Source organism: Clostridium aromativorans, assembly GCF_020908015.1.
Lineage (GTDB): Bacteria > Bacillota > Clostridia > Clostridiales > Clostridiaceae > Clostridium_B > Clostridium_B aromativorans.
In genome coordinates this window covers 34,624-57,013 of record NZ_JAJJPB010000011.1, presented here as the reverse complement: position 1 = coordinate 57,013, position 22,390 = coordinate 34,624, and the positions used below count along the sequence as shown (strand labels likewise).

The window sequence follows — 22,390 nt, the reverse complement described above, 5'->3', positions numbered from 1 at the left end:
TACCCCACTAGTTTAAAAATTTTTTGACTTTATAACTTCTTCTTTTATCAAATTCCACAATTCTTGACGAATTTGTACAAACTCTTTCGACGATCTAATATCTTCATTTTGCAACCTGGAATGACGGGACAATGATATTCTTACAATTTTTTTTATAGTACCCGGTTTTGCTGTCATAATCACCACTCTATCCGCAAGAAATACCGCTTCATCAATGCTGTGAGTTATAAATATTATTGTCTTATTTGTTTCATTTCTTATTCTGAGAAGTTCTCTCTGTAAAATTTCCCTGGTAAGAGAGTCCAGAGCCCCAAAAGGCTCATCCATAAGCAGTATATCAGGATCAAAAGACAATGCTCTTGCAATAGCTGCCCTTTGCTTCATGCCACCACTCAATTGATGTGGGTAATGATCTTCAAACCCTGAAAGTCCTACCAGTGCTAAAAGTCTATTTACAATTTTATCTCTTTCCTTTTTTTTCACATTTAGACTTTCTAGTACAAATCCCACATTCTCAGCAGTTGTAAGCCATGGGAACAATGCATATTGCTGAAAGACTATTCCCCTATTTAGACCTGGCCCATCCACTGCTTTACCATCAATACTGACAGCACCTTCTGTTGGTTTGGAAAGTCCAGCAAAAATATCAAGAAGCGTAGTCTTACCGCAACCGCTCGGGCCCACAATCACAAGAAACTCTCCTTTTCTTACCTCAAGGTTGATATCATCTAATATGGTTACAGTAGAACTTTCACCGCTTTTCTTTTTGTTTATAACAAATTTTTTCACAATATTTTTAACTTGCAATTTGACATCAGTGTTGAAATCGGGTTGTAAAATATTCTCAACTGCTTCTTCGCTCATCTTAAAACCCCCTAGACAGACTTTTTTCCAGAATATACCTTTTCTTTAACATAGGTATCAATATCATGTTCATACCACCATGACTTATATGGACTTGGCGTCTCTCTATGCAATGTTTTATTCAATGAAGGATTATTTAAAGCACGCTGTAAAATATATCCATAATTTAATACTCCCCTAAAGAAAAACTGATTTGACTGAGGTGAAAAATCAGAAAGGAAAGAATGATTCCTTGCCTGACTGCACTCTCTTTTGTAAAGTCCCATAAATGCACAAACTGTATGAATATCTGGTTTTAGCCTATTAATCAAATGACTTTGTTCAAAAGGCTGATGGTCTGAAGCATGTACTTCAAAATCACCGATTTCATTATATACCTGTTCAAATTCATCCACTATATTGTGATCCAATTCTAGTGTATTTACAGCTGCCACATTAATACCCAATTCAGTAGCAAATTTTGGAATAAACACAGCCCTAGCTTGCCCTGCTGAGACATAAATGCTTCTTGTCTTTTTACCTTTAATTGATTCTTTAAGTTTTTCTAATCTGGGTAATACAAAATTCAATTCTTCTTTGATAAGCTGTTCCACTTCTTTTTCTTTACCTGTATATTTCGCTATATTTCTAAACCATATCTTGGTATTTTCAATACCAAGTGGAGCAGGATCCGTAAAATAAGGAGTTCCATAATTCTCATAAAGAGCTTTCTGCATATACTCTCCATATGACTGACATGTAGGAGCAATCACTGCTGCTTCTGAAATTTCCTTCAATTCGTCTACTGTGGCAAAATCAGGAATAAACCTTGCTTTCAAACCAATTTTATTGAACATTCTCACTAAATCATTTTTATCTCCCAGAGTTACACTCATCGGTGCTATAATACCAACAACATCTTTTTGTCTCTTCTTAGGCTTTTGAACTATATACTTCACTATAGCATGAGAAGAACTATCAAAAGCACTCTGGGATATCTGAGATCTGAAACCCTCACAGTGAACAGGTACAAGTACAGGTTTCACTTCATGTTGAGCCGATGCCACTATACCGTCTATATCATCACCCATGACTCCTGATGTACAGGAACAAGCAATTATAATTGCCTTTGGATTATATCTTTCAGTTGCTTCTGTTATTGCTAATCTGAGTTTTTTTTCACCTCCAAACACAATATCACTTTCTGTAAGGTTGCTGCTCACTGCATGAAGCTCCACATCTCCATTCCATGCCCTAAATTTTTCAGGAATTCCCTGGTATATCTCTTTATATGCATTCGTACCTTGAGCGCACCCTACAGGTCCATGAACTATAAGAGCGGAATCCCTGATTGTTACAAGTCTTCCCACAGTTTGAGTTAAAAGGCATCCAGTTCCTTGTTGAAATTTACGTTCACGCCAAGGCAGCTCGTCACCAAGATGTCTGCCATTTATCAAATCACTTACTTTTCCCGAAAAAGCCTTAACAGTTCCTAAACGATCTTCTCTAATTGGGCTAGTGCTTTGATCGAGATTTATTTCCTTTTTTTCCTTACCTGCCATAATAATTATTCCTCCTATTTTATAATATAATTTTTATACTTAACTTAATCTCTTGTACTCTTAAAATTTAAAGCATGTACTTTCATTATTTCGATTTTTAAAGTCTTTTAAATATTTGATACCTATGGTATAATAATGTCGTGTTTAAAAAGCTCTGACATAATATATGTTATCTTTCTTAATTATTTGGTCATTTTTAATGAAAGGTTAACACATTATGTTGGGGTTTTTCTATCTGTAGATTATGCTAAAATAATTAAATAGCACAAGAGATTAAATGAAAGAGACTGATCAAATTTTTGATTTGATCAGTCTCTCGTTTATCTAGTCGACTAATTTGGCTAAACTAAATTTTATAAAATAAAAAAACTTCCCTCTGAGAAAATGCAGGAAGTTTCAATCCTTGTATTCTCTCATCTTTCAGGTTCTCCACCTGCTGGAATTGGCACCACACATTCTAATGAAAAATGTCGGTTGCCGGACATCATAGGGCCAGTCCCTCTGTCTCTCTAGATAAGAAATTTTTTAACTATTTTTAAAATTCATTGTCTATGTCTATCACATTTCATATTTATTTATTGATATTTAATATACACTGCTACAATTATCCTGTCAATATTTTTTTATAAATTTTTTCGAAAAAAATAATGTAAACCTTAACTTCAAAAGTAAGATAGACACTTATTTACAAATCATCCTATTTTAGTCATGCAAACACATTTATAATGCATTTTCCTTTAAATTTGACTACAAGCTAAAACACTTTCAACTTGTTAAGACAAAGAAAGCATATATAGTTGACTAATCAACTATATTATGCTATTGTATACTGTGGAAACAGGAAGGAGATATTATGGACAGCAGTAATGTATCAGTCTTGATTAAATTGACCAACAATATATACAGGTGTACACAAATGTATGTTGACAAAAGGCTTAAAAAATTCAACCTGACTACAGGTACATATCCCTATTTGCTCGTGCTAAAAAGATGTAAAGGCATAAACCAAAATGAACTGAGCAGGGAACTCAATATAGACAAGTCTCTTTGTTCCAGAACTGTTAAAAAGCTGATAGGGTTGAATTATATAAGGTTGGAGGAAAATAAAGAGGACATAAGGGCCCATAAATTATATATAACAAATAAAGCAGAAGACGTGATACCTAAAATCATTGAAATCATACAGGAATGGATTCATATTTTAGTAGAGGGAGCCGATGATCAGGAAACTGCAATTTCCATAGAATTTTTAAAACGAGTTTTGAATAATGGGACTATATATAGAGAAAAATGCTGTGAAAGGATGAATAAAATTTGAATAATACTGACAAAGTGACATACAAGAGAAGGTGGATAATTCTGTTCACCGTTCTTTCTGCCACATTTATGTCTACTTTAGACGGAAGCATTGTAAATGTGGCCTTGCCGGATATGTCTTCCAAACTGCACACACCTATGGCAGGCATTGAATGGGTTGTGACGGGATTTTTAATAGTTATTGCAGCCACTATTTTAATTTTTGGAAGACTAGGTGATATAAAGGGTAAGACCAGGGTATTCAGTTTTGGAGTAATACTGTTTGTCCTTGGTTCTTTTCTATGTGGTTTGAGCAATTCGCTTGTATTTTTAATAGCCGCCAGGTGCATACAGGCTGTTGGCGCCTCTGCAACCATGGCTACCAACCAGGGAATTATAACCCAGGTTTTTCCTCCCAATGAACGGGGCAGTGCACTGGGCATATTGGGAACATTTGTGGCCTTAGGTTCTATGGCAGGACCACCTCTAGGAGGTTTTATCGTTTCGGCTTTCAGCTGGAAATATATATTCTGGATAAACGTGCCTATAGGAATAGCCGTATTTATAATAGGTCTTAAGATATTTCCAAAATCTCATAGAACAGATGAAAGCCTGGACGGAAAAGGTTCTCTTTTGTTTATGATATCCACTGTACTGTTATTTGGCGCCTTGGTTCAGGGACAGAGCACAGGATATAACAATCCAATTATGATCTCTGCATTCATAATATCTGCTATAACTTTCATCATATTTATTATTATAGAGAGTAAAACGGAACTGCCCCTTCTGCAATTAAACATTTTCCACAACAGCCTGTTTTCCATAAGCATAATCTGCGCTTTTATTTCGTTTTGTGCCATAGGTGCCTCCAATATAATATTGCCCTTTTATTTTCAGGATACAATGAAGCTCTCGCCGGCAGCCACAGGACTATTTATGATGGTATCACCTATAGTACTTTCTATAGTGGCACCTTTAAGCGGGCATATGTCAGATAAAATTGGTTCGGAAGTGCTCACATTATTGGGACTTTCCATTACCAGCCTAGGATTGTTTTTAATATCCACCATAAGTGAAATTTCACCCTTAACTATGATAGTCATTTACATAATTATCATGACTATAGGGAACGGAATGTTCCAGTCACCTAACAACGTACTCGTTATGTCTACTGTATCAAAGGACAAACTTGGTATTGCAGGCAGCGTAAATGCACTTGTGAGAAATTTGGGATTTGTTGTCGGGACATCTCTTGCTACCCTCCTTCTATACAATAGAATGAGTCATAAAATGGGATACAGAGTAATTGACTATATAAAGGGAAGAGATGATGTATTCATCTACGGGATGAAATATGTATATATATCTGCAGCTTTATTTTGTATTATAGGAGTATGTCTAACAGGTTTTAGACTCTATAACAATAGGATTAAAAGAAATCGTAGCAATATTAATTAGCTTAGATGATAACTTTCTCACAGGCAAAAGGGACTGAGCAAATTTTTTGACTTGATCAGCCCCTGCTTGTCCAGGCAAATGCATGAAATATAACAGATATCTTATTATTCATTTTTTTCCAGAAAATAATGTAATAAATACAATTATCACCACTACAACACCACAGACACTTATTATACTGCACAATATGATTAAACTCTTTATCATTTTTCCATTCACCTGTCTAATTATTTTATAACTTATAATCTTTCTTCTCCATACATTTTACCAGATGAAGTACTGCAAAACCACTTTTTAAAGTAATTTTGCAGTACTTCTCTTTTTTATCATTTTGAATAAATCATTTTATAAAAGTTTTATAATATCAAAATTATCTTGAAGCAAAGTCCAATTTTGCGGGAATGGGAAACCAAGAGCCCAGTAACTAATGCCTCTCAGCCTATAATCCTTAACCGTATCAAATTTTGCCTGGGCACTTCTTGCATCTTCGAACCACACCTGATGCTGCCTTCCCTGTTCATCGATATAGTTATAAAAAGGTGTCTGGCTGACTGGATCAAATTGTATAGCCACTTGATATCTGACTGCCCTTGCCACAGCTTCCTGCATGCTAAAGGTCTCCGCCTCCATACCCGGTAGATGAGGAACAATCCAGTCCCTGGCGTAGAGTTGAAAACCAAATAAAATTTTTTCTCTCGGTATAACAGTGACTGCATAGTCAAGCACCTGTTTTATTCTATTTAAAGGCGAAATAGCCTGTGGTGGTCCAAGCCTGTAGCCCCATTCATAAGTCATAAGTACAACAAAATCCACAATCCTTCCATGAGCCTCATAATCATGGGCTTCATACAACAATCCCTGCTGTCCTGGCCCCGTCTTGGGAGCCAATGCAGTGGATACAAAAAAATTTTCCCTGTGAAGTCTTTCGACTGTGAGTTCAAGAAATGTATTGTAATTTTCTCTATCTGATGGAAGCACATTTTCAAAATCAATATTCACTCCTAAATACCCCTTATTTCTCATTATATCAAGTATATTGGTGATAAGATTTTCTCTGATGCTCTCATTGGACAGAACCACATGTGCCAGGTTATGGCCAAGTTCCGTAGCTGTAAAATTTGTTATAGCCATCATGGGAACTATATTTTCAGCATAGGCAGCATTTATTAGTGCAGAATCATCTATGGTCTCTAAGCTGCCATCCTCTCTGATTCTGTAAGCAAATGGGCTCAAATAGGTTAGATAATCTCCCACTTCTCTTACAACATTAGAAGAATTTTCAGTAAAATCATAAATATAACCATTTACATATATAGAAGGTCTTTGCCTTGGAATAACAATTACAGCTCCTGGGTATATAAGAGATGAATCCTGGATATTGTTTGTATTCATTAACCTTTCCAATGAAATACCGTATCTTTCAGCAATCTGCTCTAAAGTTTCTCCTTGTTTTATCTGATATCTGGTTGCAGGAATATATAATTGAAGCCCAGGATAAATATTTTGCGGATTGATTATCCTATTTGCATCTACAATGGCCTGCACAGAAATTCCATAGTTTTGAGCAATCTGCCATAAGGATTCTCCTGTTTTTACAACATGAACAGTATCCTCCACAGGAATTATCAATGACTGTCCAACAAGTAGACTGTTAGGATATTGAAGTCCATTAGCGCTGATCATTTGAGCAGTTGAAACATTATAATAATTTGATATTGTCCAAAGTGAATCCCCCGGTTTAACTACATAAATAAGCACAAAAAGCCTCCTATTATCACTTCATATATTAATTTATGTAGATAATCCAGAAAAAGTTCTTATAATAACTCAATCAATTCTTCAAAAAATCCAGGGCTGTTTGAGCATAAACAGAGGACCCCACGACAAGACAATTTTCATCGACAATAAAATGATTGGAATGCTGAGAATACATCCACCCTTTCTCCTTGTTTCCTCCACCAAGTATCATAAAAGTCCCAGGTACTTTCTCAAGGTAGGTTGAAAAATCTTCAGAGCCCATGACGGGCGGTATTTGAATTACATTTTCTTCTCCTATTACTTTGACTACAGACTTTTTAACCAGCTCAGTAGAATCAGTCTCATTAATCGTAGGGCTGCAGCCATTTTTATATTCAAATTCAGCCTTGCAGCCATAGGCATCACATACATTGTCTATCATTCTTTTCATCCATTTAGGTATCATTTTTCTGGAATAATCTGAAAATGCCCTGTTTGCTCCAGTCATTTGAACTTTTCCAGGAACAACATTGAATCTCTCCCCTGCTTTTACAGTTCCCACATTTATAACTATGGGATTCCTGGCATCATTGAATCTGCTGACAATGGTCTGGAATCCTTCCATGATGGCTACTGCACAGGGCATTGCATCCACTCCCTGCCAGGGTGAAGAACCATGGCATGATTTCCCCTCTATAGTAAGATTCCATACATCTATAGAAGCCATTAGAGGTCCTTTTTGAACTACTACTTTTCCGGTTTCAATCAATCCAAAAGTATGCATGCCAACAATCATATCCACCTTTGGATTTTCAAGAACTCCATGTTCTATCATATATGCAGCACCAGCTCCAGCTTCCTCTGCAGGCTGAAAGATGAACTTGACACTTCCCGACAACTCATCTTTTAAATCAGATAATATTTTTGCGGCCCCCAGGAGTTCTGTGATATGTGTATCATGTCCACAGGCATGCATATAGCCCGGATTTTTTGAACTGTATGGGAGCCCTGTATCCTCTGTAACTGACAATGCATCGATATCAGCCCTAAGTCCAATGACCCTGCCTTGCCTTTTACCTTCCAATAGTCCAATTACTCCAGTTTTTCCCGTAAGTACTGTTTTTATACCCATTTTACTGAGTTTCTCAGCAATAATTTTTGAGGTCTTCACTTCTTCAAAAGAAGGTTCAGGCTGCATGTGAAAATCCCTTCTGAGGTCCACCATCCAGGGTTTAATTTTTTGAGCTTCTTCCATGATGGCCATTTTTATCATCTCCGAACTAGATAATTCTCATTAAAACTTTGACGATTCTTTTTATTTAAAGAAGGTTTAATATTTGGAGGTATGGGGCATATATATTTTTCTCCGTGAAGTCTTTCTTTTAATTCTCTTTTAGCTTTATCAATTAGCTCAGGTTTTTCAAATAGCTCCAATGCAGAAAGTGCCATAACTTTTCCTGCCATCAGCATACTTTTGTGACAAAACTCGGCTTTTACCTGAGCTACCACCTGCCAGGAATGTCCCGGTGTTCCAAATGCATAACAGGCTGTAAAACACTGTGCTGTGGGTACAACCCAGCTCACATCACTCACATCTGAAGAGGCATGAATTATATTCTGGCTCTCTCTATAAGGTATAATAAAATCCGCAATAGCTTTTTTTCTCAATTTGTCTTTGAGTTTATCATCCAGGGAGACGGGAAAATAATTTTTCTGCTCTTCTGTCAACGTACTTCTTATGGCTTCAGCATATTTGAGATCTTTTTCGTCTGGGACAACAGGTCCTATTTCCAGCATCTTTTCATACATTATCTTGCTTAAAGTGCTGTTTATGATGAGATTTGAAAGAGCATTGTCAAAAATCACTTTCACTCTGGTACCTGTCATAAGTGCGGCTCCTCTGGCAATACTTTTAATTCTCTCGTAAATATCCTTTGTCTGGCCCACTTTAGGTGCTCTCACCAGATAAAGTACTTCTGCATAGGATTGTACAACATTAGGTGAAGATCCGCCGCTGTTTGTGATGGCATAGTGTATCCTGGCGTCCTGAATTACATGTTCTCTCAAATAATTTACGCCTATATCCATAAGCTCTACTGCATCCAGTGCACTTCTTCCAAGGTGGGGACAGTCGGCCGCGTGGGAACTTACACCATAAAATCTGAAATAAGCTTCTATATTAGCAGTCATACTGCTGCCCAGTACTGTATTTATGCTTTGTGGATGCCATCCAAAGACTGCATCCACTCCATCAAATACTTTCTCACGAACCATATAGGTTTTACCTGAGCCACCCTCTTCTGCAGGGCATCCAAAATAACATATAGTCCCGCTCATATTGTGCTTCTTAAGATAATCTTTAACTGCCACTGCAGCCGCTAGAGAGCCCGCCCCCAGTGCATTGTGTCCACATCCATGTCCATTTCCATTTTCAACTATGGGTTCCTTTGTGGCAATTTTTCCTCCTTGACTTAAATTGTACAGTGCATCATATTCGCCCAGGATTCCGATTACCGGACTGCCACTACCGTAAACCGCTTTAAATGCAGTGTCAATTCCCGCTGCATTTCTATGAACTGTAAAACCTTCTTTTTCAAGCACATTATATAAAAGCTGGCAGGATTTAAATTCTCTAAAGCTGTTTTCAGCAAATTCCCATATTCTATCACTTACATCAATAAATAAATTCCTTTTTTCTTCTACAATATCTATTATTTCATCTTTATTTGCCATAAAATTATGCCTCACTTCTTAAAAATTAGTTATCTTTCATTTGTCGGATCAAAGGCATCTCTCAACCCATCACCAATGAAGTTAAATGCTAAAACAGTAATTACAATCATAATTCCTGGTGGAAACCAAAGCCATGGTTTTGTAGTCAAAACCGTAATAGCCTGGGCATCTGTAAGCATATTTCCCCAGCTTGCTGTAGGAGGCTGTACTCCCATACCTAGAAAGCTAAGTGAAGCTTCATATATAATAGCCCTGGCAATTCCGAAAGTGGCATTTACAAGTATTGGCGCCATAGTATTCGGAAGTATATGAGAAAACAATATTCTAGGGGTACTAAACCCCAGTGCTACAGAAGATCTTACATAATCCATTTCTTTGATTGAAAGTACATTTCCTCTTACCAAACGTGCTACACTAGGCCATCCAAGAAAACCCAAAACCCATATAATATTCCAAAGGCCCGGACCCACAATGCTCACTACAACCAATATGAGCATCATCTGGGGAAATGACATGAAAATATCTGTTATACGCATGATAATCATATCTACCTTTCCACCAAAATATCCTGATATAAGTCCGAGAACTGTACCTATGCCCACACTTAAAATCACTGTTCCAATACCAACAACGAGAGAAACACGTGCAGCATATATAAGACGGCTCATCACATCTCTTCCTACCTGATCAGTTCCAAGGATATGTCCTGCAGAAGGTGAGGCACCAAAAGAATTCTCTACGGCATACGGGCTTTGTGGAGCCAACAATGGAGCAGCTACTGCAATTACAGCTAATATTGCTATAAATATAACTCCGGTTACAGCCATTTTATGTTTCTTAAAACGCTTTAGAATCAAGCGCGCATAATTTTCACTAGATTCGGTGGCCTCAATAGCTAAATCGCTTGAACCATTTTTTAATTCCGCTTCCATTTTGCTCATAATATTAACCTCCTAGTTATATCTAATACGCGGATCAACAATAGAATATATAACATCAATTAATAGATTTGCTACTATAACAACTACTGAACCAAATAGAATAAGACCCATTAAAGTAGTATAATCACGACTCATTACAGAGGCTATAGTGAGCTGCCCTATCCCCGGCCACTGAAATATCTGTTCAGTAACTACAGATCCTCCTAATAAAGTTACAATTTCTACACCCGTTATAGTTATAACAGGCAGTATTGCATTTTTAAAAGCATGTTTGTTTATAACTATAGATTCCTTTAGGCCCTTTGATCTTGCAGTACGAAGATAATCCTGATTCAGCACTTCAAGCATACTGGAGCGTACATATCTTACAAGTGTTCCCGCTTCATTTACTCCAAGGACAACAGCAGGTAATATCAAATGCCTCAGTCTGTCCACAAAACCATTATCCTGTCCCAGTGTTATCATGCCTCCAGAAGGCAATAATTTTAACTTCAATGAAAAAATATATATAAATACAAGACCTAGAAAAAAAGTTGGAACTGATATTCCAATAAGTGATCCTGTTGTAGAAATATAATCTAATTTTGAATACTGTTTAGTAGCACTCAATACTCCAAGTGGAATGGCAATGACAAATCCAATGAGAAGTGCAGCCCCCATGAGAACAAAAGTAGGAAGTATTCTCTGACCAATTAATTCGGATACAGGTTGGAAAGATGTCATTGAATACCCTAAATTCCCATGAAGCACATTTCCTAACCAAGCTAAATACCTGGCATACAACGGTCCATTTAAGCCAAGTGCAGCTTTTCTAGCCGCAATATCAGCTGCTGTGAGATTTGGATCAACCATTTTGTCCAGCGGACTGCCTGGTGCCATATTTATAATTACAAAACTTATTATAGTTACACCAACTAATACTGGAATACTTATCAATATTCTTCGTAAAATATAGTTACCCATTTAAAAGTCCTCCTTAAATAACATTAGCTAAAAACTATCTTGAAAAAAGCAAGCCGACAGATGTTTCCCATCTGCCCCTTCTACTTGTTTTAACTCCGGTATGTCCTTATCGCATAAATTTTTCTTGGCAAATTTACACCTGGTATGAAATCTACATCCCTGTGGTGGATTAGCTGGACTAGGTACATCCCCTTCCAATATGACTCTCTCTTTGTTTCTCATATGTGGATTAGGTACTGGATAGGCACTTAAAAGTGCCTTAGTATAAGGATGTCTGGGATTTTTAAAAATTTCATCCGTGCTTGCAAGTTCTACAATTTTTCCCAAATACATAACTGCAATTCTATCACTTATATATTTTACTGCCCCTAATCCATGAGCTATAAAAAGATAGGTGAGATTTAATCTCTTCTGCAAGTCTTTTAAAAGATTTAACACTTGTGCCTGAGTAGACACATCAAGTGCAGATACAGGTTCATCACAGACGATGAGCTTGGGTCTCAGTGCAAGAGCCCTTGCAATACCCACACGCTGTCTCTGGCCCCCAGAAAATTGATTTGGATATCTGTTTTTAAAATTTTTGGGAAGCTCTACCTCATCCAAGAGCTTGTCAATTTCCTCAGATATTTTGTCTTCAGAAACAATTTTATGAACTTTAAGAGGTTCCGCCAGTATATCATAGACACGTTTTTTAGGGTTCAGCGAAGAATATGGATCTTGAAATATCATTTGTAAATCGGTGCGAATACTGCTCATGCGTTTATTGGAATACCCTGCAATATCTTCATTATTAAAAACTATACTTCCTTCAGTGGGATTTTCAAGTCTTACAATTGTACGTCCCATCGAAGATTTTCCGCATCCTGATTCTCCCACAAGTCCCAAAGTCTCCCCTTGATATATTTCCAAATCCACACCATCTACTGCCTTTATATATCCAACTGTCTTGGATAAAATGCCCCTTTTTATAGGGTAATAGGTCTTCAATTTTTTAATGGAAAGCAAAGGCACTGGTGCTGCCTGTTTCTCTATGTCTTTAATCATAAGCTATATTGCCTCCTTATCTACTTCCTCCACATTTTCAGCTAAAAAGCATCGTACTTTATGACCCTCTCTATTAGAACTTAAAGCTGGCGTCTCCATCTTGCATCGTTGAGATGCATAAGGACAGCGATTATGAAACCTGCATCCAACTATCCCCTGATAAGTAGATGGAACCATCCCTTTTATAGATTCCAGACGTTCATCGGATTTTGCATCAATTTGAGGAATTGACTTTATAAGTGCCCTTGTATAAGGGTGTTTTGGATTGTCAAACAGAGTGAAAACATCCGCTTCTTCAACTACCTGTCCAGCATACATTACAATAACCTTATCTGCCATTTCTGCTACAACTCCCAAATCATGGGTAATAAGCATAACCGACATTTTCATTTCTTTTCTGAGCTTTTTAATCAAATCTAAAATCTGAGCCTGAATGGTAACATCCAGTGCAGTAGTGGGTTCATCTGCAATCAAGAGTTCAGGTTTGCAGCAAAGCGCCATTGCAATCATCACTCTCTGTCTCATTCCTCCAGACAGTGTGTGAGGATAATCATTTATTATTTTGTTTGCCCTTGGTATACCTACCAGTTTCAGCATCTTCACTGCACATTCCTCTGCTTCTTTATGGTTCATGTTCTGATGCAGCTTTATAGCTTCCGTTATCTGATCTCCTATGGTAAAAATAGGATTTAAAGATGTCATTGGTTCCTGAAATATCATGGATATTTTATTTCCCCTGATGTCTCTCATCTCTTTATCTTCCAAATTTACGAGATCTATATTGTCAAACTCTATCTCACCATTTTTTATATACCCTCTTTTGCCTAAAAGTCTCATTATAGATAGAGAAGTTACACTCTTACCACATCCTGATTCTCCAACTATTCCCACTGTTTCCCCTCGATTTATATCAAAACTCACATCTTCTACAGATACAACTTCTTTTTTATTGGACTTAAATGCCGTCTGGAGGTGTTTTACCGAAAGCAAACAACTCATAATATTTACCATCCTTTCTATAATTTTATAATAAATTCTACTGTATTTTATATTGCAAAAGATTATAGTCTTTAATAAACGTATAATCTTTTGCATAGATCAATTATTTTTACTATTTACTCTGTACATCCCATTTATATACATCAATGAACATACCGTAGTTCTTAGGTTTTCCATAAGTTACTCTCTTATTTACAGCTTTCAGCTGGTTCTGAACATATACTGATGGACAAGGTAAATCCTGCGCAAATATTTCCTGTACTTTATCATAAGTTGCTTTTACCTGAGCTGGATCAGTCTGATGTAAGCCGTTTGAAAGCAGGCTGTCCATTTCCGGATTGCTGTACTGTGACAAATTAAGTCCCTGTCCAGTTTTTAATATAGACGATACATCAGGATTCATAGGATAAACAGGTATACCTACCAGATATATATCAAAATTATGTTTTTTAGCTGTAGCAAGGCTTGTAACAAAATCATACTTTTGAGGATTAACTTTTATTCCCACACTCTGCAGGTTCTGAGTTATAATATCTGCTACCTGTTCACGAACTTTGTTTCCTGTAGGTATATCAAAGTTTATTGCCTTATTTGGATCCCATCCTGCTTCCTTCAAAAGTGCTTTAGCTTTTTCAGTATCATGAGAAGTAGGCTTTAAATCTTTATTTACAAATTTACTTTCCTTCAAATATGGCAGCTCGATTATTTGTCCCTGACCCTTTAATAAACTGTTTATTATCATATTTCTGTCTATAGCATAGGAAATAGCTTTCCTAACCTTTGGATCGGTTATAGTCTTTGTATTTATCATCAAAGTCTGAATAGTACTTTGAACTCCCTTTGAATCAGTGGTCAAATTGCTCATACCTTTTACCTTGCTGTAATCTTCAAAAGGTATCTGTCCTAAGTTAGGGTCATTCATGTCAATTTCTCCGCTCTGCAGCTGAGCAGTTATATTAGCTCCAGGCATTATTTTGAAAATCAACCCATCAAGTTTAGGTGTGCCTTTAAAATAGCCTTTATTGGCTGTAAACTGTACATACTGATCTTTTACATATTTTTCAAGTGTAAATGGTCCATCGCTTACTGTTGGCTTTTGAATGAAAGAACTCTGATAGATCTTTTCCGGTGCAGTACTCTGAAGTACGTGTTTAGGAAGAGCCTTAAGCTTAGTTCCAATTGTATCTTCAAACAGTGTCAATTCCATAGGCTGCTTTGTAGTGATTGTCATGGTGTGGTCGTCAACTTTTTTCACACCAGATATATCTGTACCCCCTGCAGCATTTTTCCCTTTTTCATCCAAACCTTCAACTATGTTAAAATTTGATGCCACAGTGGATGGAACTTTAGGGTTGGATATAAGACCAATAGTATACAATTCATCATCTACTGTTACAGGCTTCCCGTCACTCCATTTCGCCTTTGAATTGAGTTTAATTGTAAATGTCTTATTGTCCTTAGTTGTAATGGAATCGGCCAGCATAGGCTTATATTTCATATCGTCATCCAATTCTACTAGAGCTTGAAATAATAGTCCACAGCTTACTTCCTGGGCTACGTCTGTCCACTCCAAAGGATTGAAACCACTTGGTGCATTCATCATTCCTATATTAATGATCTTTTTCTCTCCTCCAGAACTTCCGGAACTTCCACCTGAACTTCCACAGGCAGGTAAAATAAGTGCAAGAATACATACCAGCGAAATTAATATTTTACTTTTAATTCCCTTATTTCTTTTCATTCTAGTCATCCTCCCAAAATTATACTAAAAAAACAAATTCAAATGAATGTTTTTATAAAAATATCACCATTTATTATTCAATTCAATAATATTTTAATATTTTTATGTTATATTTTTTATTATTTTCTTATATAATCATTCTATTTTTTTAAATATTATCAATCATGTATACGTTTAATGAATATAAATTACGGCATTTATTCATAATTGCAAATTATCATGTGCTTTTAAAAAATTTTTAAATTTAAATTTTCTTTTTCCCATTTAAAAAAGCATAATTAATTCACTAATGTGATATTAATCATGCTTTACCTATTCAATAATAATTAAGAATATATATATATAATTTTTTAATAATTTCTACATTTGATTTAAAATAATTAATCCTCGGTGCTGTCCCATGCCATTTTAGCCAGCGGAAATGGTTTTAAAGCCCTGTCCAATATTCCCTGAACATATGCAATCAAAATGCCGTAGTTGACTATAGGTACATTGAATTGTTTTGCAGTATTTATCCTGTAAATCATAGCAGATCTATTCAACATACACCCGCCGCAGTGAACTACGAGTGCATATTTTTTTATATCATCTGTAAAAGAAACGCCTGAAGAAAACTCAAAATCTATCTTCTTCCCCGTGATCTGCCTTATCCACCTGGGTATCTTCACTTTTCCTATATCATCGGACTGTCTATGATGGGTACATCCCTCTGCAATCAATACCTTGTCACCATCTTTTAATTTTTTTACAGCTTTTACTCCCTTTATAAGTTCCACCAGATCTCCCTTATATCTGGCAAACAATATGGAAAAAGATGTCATTAAAATATCTTTGGGAGTATCTGCTGAAACTTTTAAAAATACCTGGGAATCCGTAATCACCACTTTAGGTTTTTTGCCCAAATTCTCCAAAGTCTCTCTGAGCTCATATTCCTTTGTCACCACCGCCATGGCATCGCTTTCCAAGATATCCCTTATGGTCTGCTGCTGTGGAAGTATGAGCCTTCCCTTAGGTGCCGCCTTGTCAATTGGAATGACGAGCACCACAAAATCTCCGGGGCTTATCAGATCTCCTACTATTTTAAATCTATCTTCATCCTGGGGCAATATACCTGCTATTTCATTTCTCAGCTTCTTAATTCCTTCACCTGATACAGCAGACACCGATATTACCGGAGCATTAAATTCCTCTTTTACATTTTTGATATAATTATTATCCTTCTTTAGGATATCTATTTTGTTCAGTACCACTATAAGCGGTATGTCCTTATCTTTTATTTCATTTATTATATATCTGTCATAATCGGTAATTCCAAGAACAGAATCTATCACCACCAGAGAGATGTCAGTTTTATTCAGTACCTCCACGGTCTTCTTCTTTCTCAAATGCCCCAATTTGCCTTCATCATCAAGTCCTGCCGTATCTATTATCACACAGGGTCCTATAGGTAAAATCTCCATGGATTTATAAACTGGATCTGTAGTAGTTCCCCCTACATCCGATACTATAGCTATATCCTGCCCGGTTATTGCATTTATAATACTTGATTTCCCTGCATTTCTTTTTCCAAACAGGGCTATATGTACTCTCACAGATCGGGGGGTTTCATTTAAGCTCATAATTACACCTCCAAATATTTATATGCCAGGTATCCCTGGTTTTGTAAGCTGATATGGATTCATTATCTCATCTATTTTTTCCTCTGTCAGCACTTCTTCTTCCAAAAGCACTTTTTTTATTGTCTTGTTTTCTCTCAATGCCTTTTTTGCCAGTTGTGCAGCCCTGTCATAGCCTATATAGTGCACAAGAGCTGTTACCAACGCCGTAGATGATTCCAGGTTATTTCTGCATTTTTTTTCATTTATTTTAATATTTTCAATGCACTTTTCCTTAAATATGGTAACCGATCTTTCCAGCAATTCAAGAGATTCAAGCAGACACTCCGCAATAAGCGGTGTAAAAGCATTCAGCTCCAGCTGTCCCGAACCGCTGGCTAAGGTGATGGCAGTATCATTTGATATGACTCTCATACTGACCTGACCCACCATTTCCGCTATGACTGGATTTACTTTGCCCGGCATAATAGTAGATCCTGCCTGTACCTCGGGAAGTACTACCTCTCCAATTCCCCCTCTGGGTCCTGAATTCAGCAATCTCAGATCATTGGAAATCTTCATCAGATTTACAGCCAGAGCTTTCAAAAGCCCCGACACCTCTACGAATACATCACAATTCTGGGTTATATCCATGGGATAATCGGATCTGGCAAGTCCAAGCCCTGTTAAATTCTGAAGTACATCCGTTATTTCATATATGAATTTATTTCGGGCGTTTAGACCTGTGCCTATGGCAGTACCTCCTATGTTCACTTCTCTCAGTCTTTCTTCCACCTTGTAAATTCTCCATCTGTCCCTTGCTATTGCTTTGGCATAGGCACCAAACCCCTGGCCTGCCATCATTGGAAGTGCATCCATAAGCTGAGTTCTCCCCAATTTTATCATATCAGAAAATTCATTTTCCTTTACCTGCAGTTCTTCCTGTAAATCCGTCAGGCAATTGCTCAATTTTCTTATCTGTCGTATAGCTGCAATTCTAAGAGCCGTAGGATACACATCATTGGTTGATTGTGACATGTTCACGTCATTTAGTGGATGTACCAGAGTGTACTGGCCCTTTTTACCGCCAAGTATTTCTATAGCTCTATTGGCTACAACCTCATTTACATTCATATTTGTAGAAGTACCTGCTCCCCCCTGAAACGCACTCAGATTAAATTGATCATCAAATCTGCCCTCTATAACCTCTTCGCTGGCTCTAATTATGGCATCAGCCTTATCAGAGCTCATCTCTTTTAAATCCCTGTTTACTATTGCAGCTGCCTTTTTTATTAGTGCAATTTCTCTAATCAGATTCAAATTCACTATTTTGCCGCCCAGATTAAAATTTTCCATGGCTCTTTGAGTATTGATGCCAAAATAAGCTGAACTCTGAATTTTTTTCTCTCCCAGCAAATCTCTCTCAAGTCTGTCTTTCACATTCTTACCCCCTTTTATTTTGTAATTCATAATTTCATTTCAAAATCAACTTGAATTTTTCATAGTTGGCTCTAATTCCACTGTCAAGATGAATTTCTACTTGCATGTTTTCCATATGATGCAGTTTTTTATCATATTCTCTCAATTCATCCAGCTGATTATGGAGAATTGAAAGTTTTTGAGCTGTGTTTCCTTTTTCAAGACACAGGGCATTCTTTTTTTCATACAATTTGCTTTGAAGTTTACGTATATAATCAGTTCTAATTTTGGATAATATATTCTTATCAAATCTATGTACATAGATCAAACAGTTAAAGACTTTGTATTCACCGGAAGTAAGCAGCCAGTATATGGGCTTTTTTTTATACCTCTGAAGGTGATCTTTAAAAAAATCATTCATAAAATACCTTCTCAAAGTTTCCCTGTCGCTTTCATTTCTCTTTTTTTTAAGAGTCTGTGCTATAAAAGCAATATTCTGAGATAAATTCTTTTTTCCAAAAGCTATTCCCACAAATTCTACAAACCTGGATACTATGTCATTTCTGAAATAATCCTCATACAATACTGGAATTACATTGTCCTCCTCCGGAGCAAAGGAAGCATCTGTCCACAAACCAGATATAACATGGCCCTCATCATCTTTATCCACCTTTCTGATCCGCCATATTCTATCTCCAGATTGTGAATTGTTAATTGTAAACCGTGAATTGAAACTGCCTCCTGCATACACAATTCCCTCCATATCCAGAGAATACCTTCCAAACATACATCCTACTGCATAGGATATAAAGGACTTTATTCCCCTTTCCCTATTGGCTCTCTCTATTGTAATATCTTTTTCCCCAATTTCTGCAGTCATTTCATTTTCAAAACCATAAATTTTTATAAATATTTTATTTAATTCCTCTTCAATACACTTCATTCTATAAAATTGTTTTTCAGAAAAATTCTCCCAATTGTAATAGGCTTTCTCTATGGTATTTGAATTCCCCTTGTAGATCAGCAGAGGATGTTTTTTGAAATTCCAGGAGGTTTCAAAAGAATCCCAGTTATTTTTGGATATGGATATACATTCCCTGCAGAGCAGATCAATTTTTTTTCTTATGGATGGATTATGTTCCATATATATCGGTATCTGCTTAACAGTGCCTGCAGTGAGATTTAACGTAGGGGCAATAAACTCAAAGATATTTGCCATTATCTTGGTGTTAAAAAAACTCAACATATAATCATAGTCCAATTCATTTTTCACAAATATTGAATCAGCAGACTGGTCAAAAATAAAACCCTCATTCAGTATTCTTATGGTATTTTTTCCAGAGGTTATTCTCTTCCAGCTTATGCCTTTGTGGAAAAAAAATTTTTCGTTTCGTATGATGGAACCTTTTTCCTCTCTTACTTTCTGCCCGTTGTCCTTCCAATAAATTATCTCAGATATATTTCCATACCATTTTTTTGCCTCGCCGCCCATTTGATATGGAATCCAATACTTATCATTCCTATTCACTCCAGAAAAGTTTATGTGATTATAGTCTACCTCAAACCACTGTCTTATGTATTTATCATTGCTACCTGTCTGCATGCCCGTGCAAGGATACGCAACATCAGCTACAACTTTCGATCTATTCAATATTTCAATCTCCCTATCTGTAAGCCAGTATCCAAATCTATTTCCTGGAATCTTTTTCATCTTTTTCTGTTCCACAGTAAATCTGTAATCCACACAGGAATTGGCTATTGCCTCTCTGGTTTTTTCCGGCTGCCTTTTTGCCCCCTTAAAATCTGACAATCTTATATAATTTCCCGGTATATCCACACTGTAATTTCTCAAGGTAAATGTGCAAATAGGCACTGTAGCCTCTTCAAATCCAGAGTATTCGAGCTGAATCAAACTGCTTATATTTCTGGTATGAATTACAATCTTTCTCAACTCTTCATAGGACTGTATAAACATCCACACAAAAGGTACCATAAAACTCAGATGTCCATTACATTTAACTTTTGAAAAACTATACAGCATAAAAGCAGAAAACATATCCGTCTTTGCCGCTGGATAATTTTTAGCAATATATTTTCCTAGCAGTGGATTAAAATACCTGTTCCCCATATAAGGTGGATTTGTCACTAAAATATCATAAGTTTCTGACATTATCTCAGCCTGCTTTACAAATTCAGACAATAATTTAATGATTTTTTCCCTTCTTTTATGTTGAATTAAATTGTAATCTGAATTATTTATCATATATTTCAATCTATTTATAAAAAAATCCTTTTTAAATCCTCTCAGTTGTATTAATGATCCGTATATTTTAGCATCTTTAAATGTTTCTATAAATGCCTTCGTCTTTACATAATTTTCACCAAATTTACTTCCTGCTATATAAACTATATCATCTTCATTAAGGTCATTGCTCTCTTGTATAGACACTATATTTAAATCAATGCTTTTAAACTGCCCGTCTCTTGATTTTCTCTCTATATTTTTGAGAAGTTTTTTGTTATATTTCATTCCCTGCATGACAACAGCAAAACACGCCAGCCTATATGCCTTGTCATCTATGTCCATTCCATAAAGATTATTCTCTATAATCAATTCTGGTATTTTCCCTCGATCATAACCACATCTTTCATATATCTGATACAATACATCAAACATGTATATAAGTATATGTCCCGATCCGCAAGCCGGATCAAAACATTTAACATTTTCAATACTTAATTTTCTATCAATATGAGGCCGTAATTTTTCATAAGCTCCAGGCCGTAGATCTTCAATATAAAATTCCCAATTTCTTTTTAGATCGCCATGCTCCGGATGGGCTTCTACCCAATACCTTCCCAGGGAATTTTCAACCATGTATTTGACTATCCAATCTGGAGTAAAGAGCTGTGTCACATATGGTATTTCCCCTTTAGTATACTTTTTCTTTGCCTTCATCAGCTTATTTTTTTCCTCGGATATGTAGTATTCATAGAGCCACCCTATAACAGTTACATCTTTCCAATCCTTTTCTGGTATAAGGGAAGTATCTGTCAATTTCCTTATAAAATCTCCATTTATTAAAATTCCCTCTGGAAACAATAATTCACAGCTGCTTTCCAGCCTTTCAAACACAAATGGAAGAGAGTTGCTTAAACTATTACACTGAATTATTATCATATATTTAAACAGGCCCTCCATATCACCATTTAATTTCATCTTGTATATTTTCTCAGTATCTACAGGGAGCTTCACTTTAAAAGCGTATTTCATTAAATCTGGCTCTACAGATCCCGGTAAAGAAGAAGACAATGCTCTTACTCCTGTAGGCAGATAATCATTCACTTCCATAAACCTCAATGCTACAAATCTATTAAACCAGATATAGGCAATTCTCTCAATTACCTTTTTATATCCATTTTCACCTCTATTATTCAGGATCTCAATTTTCTCAATTATTTTTTCCCTCTGTAATTCTTCCTCATTGCTGAGGGTAATTCCATTCATAGCCTCAGGGTTAAATCTTTCAGCATCATCTCCGTGTATGCCACATTGCAGGGCCCTAATATGTACTTTTTCAATTAGTTCAGTTCTGCCTTCACAAGCCAAGTTTTTAAGTGCGCTTTTATTCATATTTCATACTCCTAAATTTAATTTTTCTATGATCAAAAAACACCATTGAAATCATAAAAAGTAAATGAATTCAACAGTGCCTTTAACCTTAATCCTCACTAAAATCCTTTTTTTCATCAAAACCCAATGTATCTTTAATGGACTCCAATACAGATTTTACAGTTTTATTAGCCAGATTTTCTATTTCATCCATTATCTCTTCTTTACTTTTTATACCAGTTATATATACGTCTAATTCCTTTTTATAAAGATTTTTTACGGTCTTAACTACAGCATACTCTAAATTATCCTTTTCAGATACTATAATGTCACCTTCCTGAAGAGTTAAATATATAGGATTCTCTGATTTTATCTGGCTGTGGAATTTTTCCGATTCTCCGGAATCTTCATCTGAAACAATGTAAAAATTTACAGTGATCTCCATT

At 36.2% G+C, this 22,390-nt stretch carries 16 protein-coding genes and 1 riboswitch; of the genes, 2 read left to right on the top strand and 14 right to left on the bottom strand.

What is annotated here, in order from left to right; translation table 11 throughout:
• Window positions 1-12: 12 nt before the first annotated feature.
• Both LN736_RS09965 and LN736_RS09960 read right to left on the bottom strand, forming a co-directional pair.
• On the bottom strand, window positions 13-864 hold the full coding sequence (locus LN736_RS09965) for an ABC transporter ATP-binding protein (RefSeq protein WP_229981490.1): 852 nt from the start codon (window positions 862-864) through the stop codon (window positions 13-15).
• 11 nt (window positions 865-875) lie between these two features.
• A complete protein-coding gene (locus LN736_RS09960) occupies window positions 876-2,405 on the bottom strand; it encodes a nitrogenase component 1 (protein ID WP_179977590.1) in 1,530 nt (509 codons plus the stop codon).
• Window positions 2,406-2,815: 410 nt separating this feature from the next.
• A riboswitch (SAM riboswitch) is annotated at window positions 2,816-2,925 on the bottom strand.
• A 333-nt stretch (window positions 2,926-3,258) separates the two neighbouring features.
• Here LN736_RS09960 and LN736_RS09955 point away from each other — a divergent pair.
• Together LN736_RS09955 and LN736_RS09950 are read left to right on the top strand one after the other, a co-directional pair.
• Entirely contained in the window at window positions 3,259-3,723 is a 465-nt protein-coding gene (locus LN736_RS09955; RefSeq protein WP_150357059.1) for a MarR family winged helix-turn-helix transcriptional regulator, read from the top strand.
• Entirely contained in the window at window positions 3,720-5,159 is a 1,440-nt protein-coding gene (locus tag LN736_RS09950; protein ID WP_229981489.1) for an MFS transporter, read from the top strand. Before LN736_RS09955 ends, LN736_RS09950 begins: the two co-directional genes overlap by 4 nt.
• A gap of 345 nt (window positions 5,160-5,504) precedes the next feature.
• Here LN736_RS09950 and LN736_RS09945 read toward each other — a convergent pair whose 3' ends face one another.
• From LN736_RS09945 to LN736_RS09890, 12 genes are all read right to left on the bottom strand, one after another.
• Window positions 5,505-6,917, bottom strand: coding sequence for a LysM peptidoglycan-binding domain-containing protein (locus LN736_RS09945; protein ID WP_150357061.1), 1,413 nt, complete (start codon window positions 6,915-6,917; stop codon window positions 5,505-5,507).
• A gap of 73 nt (window positions 6,918-6,990) precedes the next feature.
• A complete protein-coding gene (locus LN736_RS09940; protein WP_229981488.1) occupies window positions 6,991-8,160 on the bottom strand; it encodes a M20 metallopeptidase family protein in 1,170 nt (389 codons plus the stop codon).
• 5 nt (window positions 8,161-8,165) lie between these two features.
• A complete protein-coding gene (locus LN736_RS09935) occupies window positions 8,166-9,629 on the bottom strand; it encodes a M20 family metallopeptidase (protein WP_229981487.1) in 1,464 nt (487 codons plus the stop codon).
• Window positions 9,630-9,658: 29 nt separating this feature from the next.
• On the bottom strand, window positions 9,659-10,570 hold the full coding sequence (opp4C, locus tag LN736_RS09930) for an oligopeptide ABC transporter permease (protein ID WP_179977595.1): 912 nt from the start codon (window positions 10,568-10,570) through the stop codon (window positions 9,659-9,661).
• Window positions 10,571-10,582: 12 nt separating this feature from the next.
• The gene (locus tag LN736_RS09925) at window positions 10,583-11,533 is read right to left on the bottom strand and encodes an ABC transporter permease (protein WP_190972207.1); all 951 of its coding nucleotides are present in this window, start codon (window positions 11,531-11,533) and stop codon (window positions 10,583-10,585) included.
• Window positions 11,534-11,560: 27 nt separating this feature from the next.
• The gene (locus LN736_RS09920) at window positions 11,561-12,577 is read right to left on the bottom strand and encodes an ABC transporter ATP-binding protein (protein ID WP_229981486.1); all 1,017 of its coding nucleotides are present in this window, start codon (window positions 12,575-12,577) and stop codon (window positions 11,561-11,563) included.
• Window positions 12,578-12,580: 3 nt separating this feature from the next.
• The gene (locus tag LN736_RS09915; RefSeq protein WP_150357066.1) at window positions 12,581-13,576 is read right to left on the bottom strand and encodes an ABC transporter ATP-binding protein; all 996 of its coding nucleotides are present in this window, start codon (window positions 13,574-13,576) and stop codon (window positions 12,581-12,583) included.
• A gap of 112 nt (window positions 13,577-13,688) precedes the next feature.
• The gene (locus LN736_RS09910; protein ID WP_179977598.1) at window positions 13,689-15,317 is read right to left on the bottom strand and encodes an ABC transporter substrate-binding protein; all 1,629 of its coding nucleotides are present in this window, start codon (window positions 15,315-15,317) and stop codon (window positions 13,689-13,691) included.
• Between the two features lie 380 nt (window positions 15,318-15,697).
• Entirely contained in the window at window positions 15,698-16,936 is a 1,239-nt protein-coding gene (hydF, locus tag LN736_RS09905; protein WP_150358270.1) for a [FeFe] hydrogenase H-cluster maturation GTPase HydF, read from the bottom strand.
• 18 nt (window positions 16,937-16,954) lie between these two features.
• On the bottom strand, window positions 16,955-18,382 hold the full coding sequence (locus tag LN736_RS09900; protein WP_268253832.1) for an aspartate ammonia-lyase: 1,428 nt from the start codon (window positions 18,380-18,382) through the stop codon (window positions 16,955-16,957).
• Between the two features lie 4 nt (window positions 18,383-18,386).
• Window positions 18,387-21,965: a BREX-1 system adenine-specific DNA-methyltransferase PglX gene (pglX, locus tag LN736_RS09895; RefSeq protein ID WP_229981484.1), complete on the bottom strand. Its 3,579-nt coding sequence runs from the start codon at window positions 21,963-21,965 to the stop codon at window positions 18,387-18,389.
• Between the two features lie 88 nt (window positions 21,966-22,053).
• Window positions 22,054-22,389, bottom strand: coding sequence for a hypothetical protein (locus tag LN736_RS09890; RefSeq protein WP_150358267.1), 336 nt, complete (start codon window positions 22,387-22,389; stop codon window positions 22,054-22,056).
• Between the last annotated feature and the right edge of the window lies 1 nt (window position 22,390).

What these genes read in the sequence shown, in the direction of transcription:
- LN736_RS09965 (WP_229981490.1), bottom strand. Translation starts at nt 864, where the DNA reads ATGAGCGAAGAAGCAGTTGAGAATATTTTACAACCCGATTTCAACACT.
- LN736_RS09960 (WP_179977590.1), bottom strand. Translation starts at nt 2,405, where the DNA reads ATGGCAGGTAAGGAAAAAAAGGAAATAAATCTCGATCAAAGCACTAGC.
- LN736_RS09955 (WP_150357059.1), top strand. Translation starts at nt 3,259, where the DNA reads ATGGACAGCAGTAATGTATCAGTCTTGATTAAATTGACCAACAATATA.
- LN736_RS09940 (WP_229981488.1), bottom strand. Translation starts at nt 8,160, where the DNA reads ATGGCCATCATGGAAGAAGCTCAAAAAATTAAACCCTGGATGGTGGAC.
- LN736_RS09935 (WP_229981487.1), bottom strand. Translation starts at nt 9,629, where the DNA reads ATGGCAAATAAAGATGAAATAATAGATATTGTAGAAGAAAAAAGGAAT.
- opp4C (WP_179977595.1), bottom strand. Translation starts at nt 10,570, where the DNA reads ATGAGCAAAATGGAAGCGGAATTAAAAAATGGTTCAAGCGATTTAGCT.
- LN736_RS09925 (WP_190972207.1), bottom strand. Translation starts at nt 11,533, where the DNA reads ATGGGTAACTATATTTTACGAAGAATATTGATAAGTATTCCAGTATTA.
- LN736_RS09920 (WP_229981486.1), bottom strand. Translation starts at nt 12,577, where the DNA reads ATGATTAAAGACATAGAGAAACAGGCAGCACCAGTGCCTTTGCTTTCC.
- LN736_RS09915 (WP_150357066.1), bottom strand. Translation starts at nt 13,576, where the DNA reads ATGAGTTGTTTGCTTTCGGTAAAACACCTCCAGACGGCATTTAAGTCC.
- LN736_RS09910 (WP_179977598.1), bottom strand. Translation starts at nt 15,317, where the DNA reads ATGAAAAGAAATAAGGGAATTAAAAGTAAAATATTAATTTCGCTGGTA.
- hydF (WP_150358270.1), bottom strand. Translation starts at nt 16,936, where the DNA reads ATGAGCTTAAATGAAACCCCCCGATCTGTGAGAGTACATATAGCCCTG.
- LN736_RS09900 (WP_268253832.1), bottom strand. Translation starts at nt 18,382, where the DNA reads ATGAATTACAAAATAAAAGGGGGTAAGAATGTGAAAGACAGACTTGAG.
- pglX (WP_229981484.1), bottom strand. Translation starts at nt 21,965, where the DNA reads ATGAATAAAAGCGCACTTAAAAACTTGGCTTGTGAAGGCAGAACTGAA.
- LN736_RS09890 (WP_150358267.1), bottom strand. Translation starts at nt 22,389, where the DNA reads ATGGAGATCACTGTAAATTTTTACATTGTTTCAGATGAAGATTCCGGA.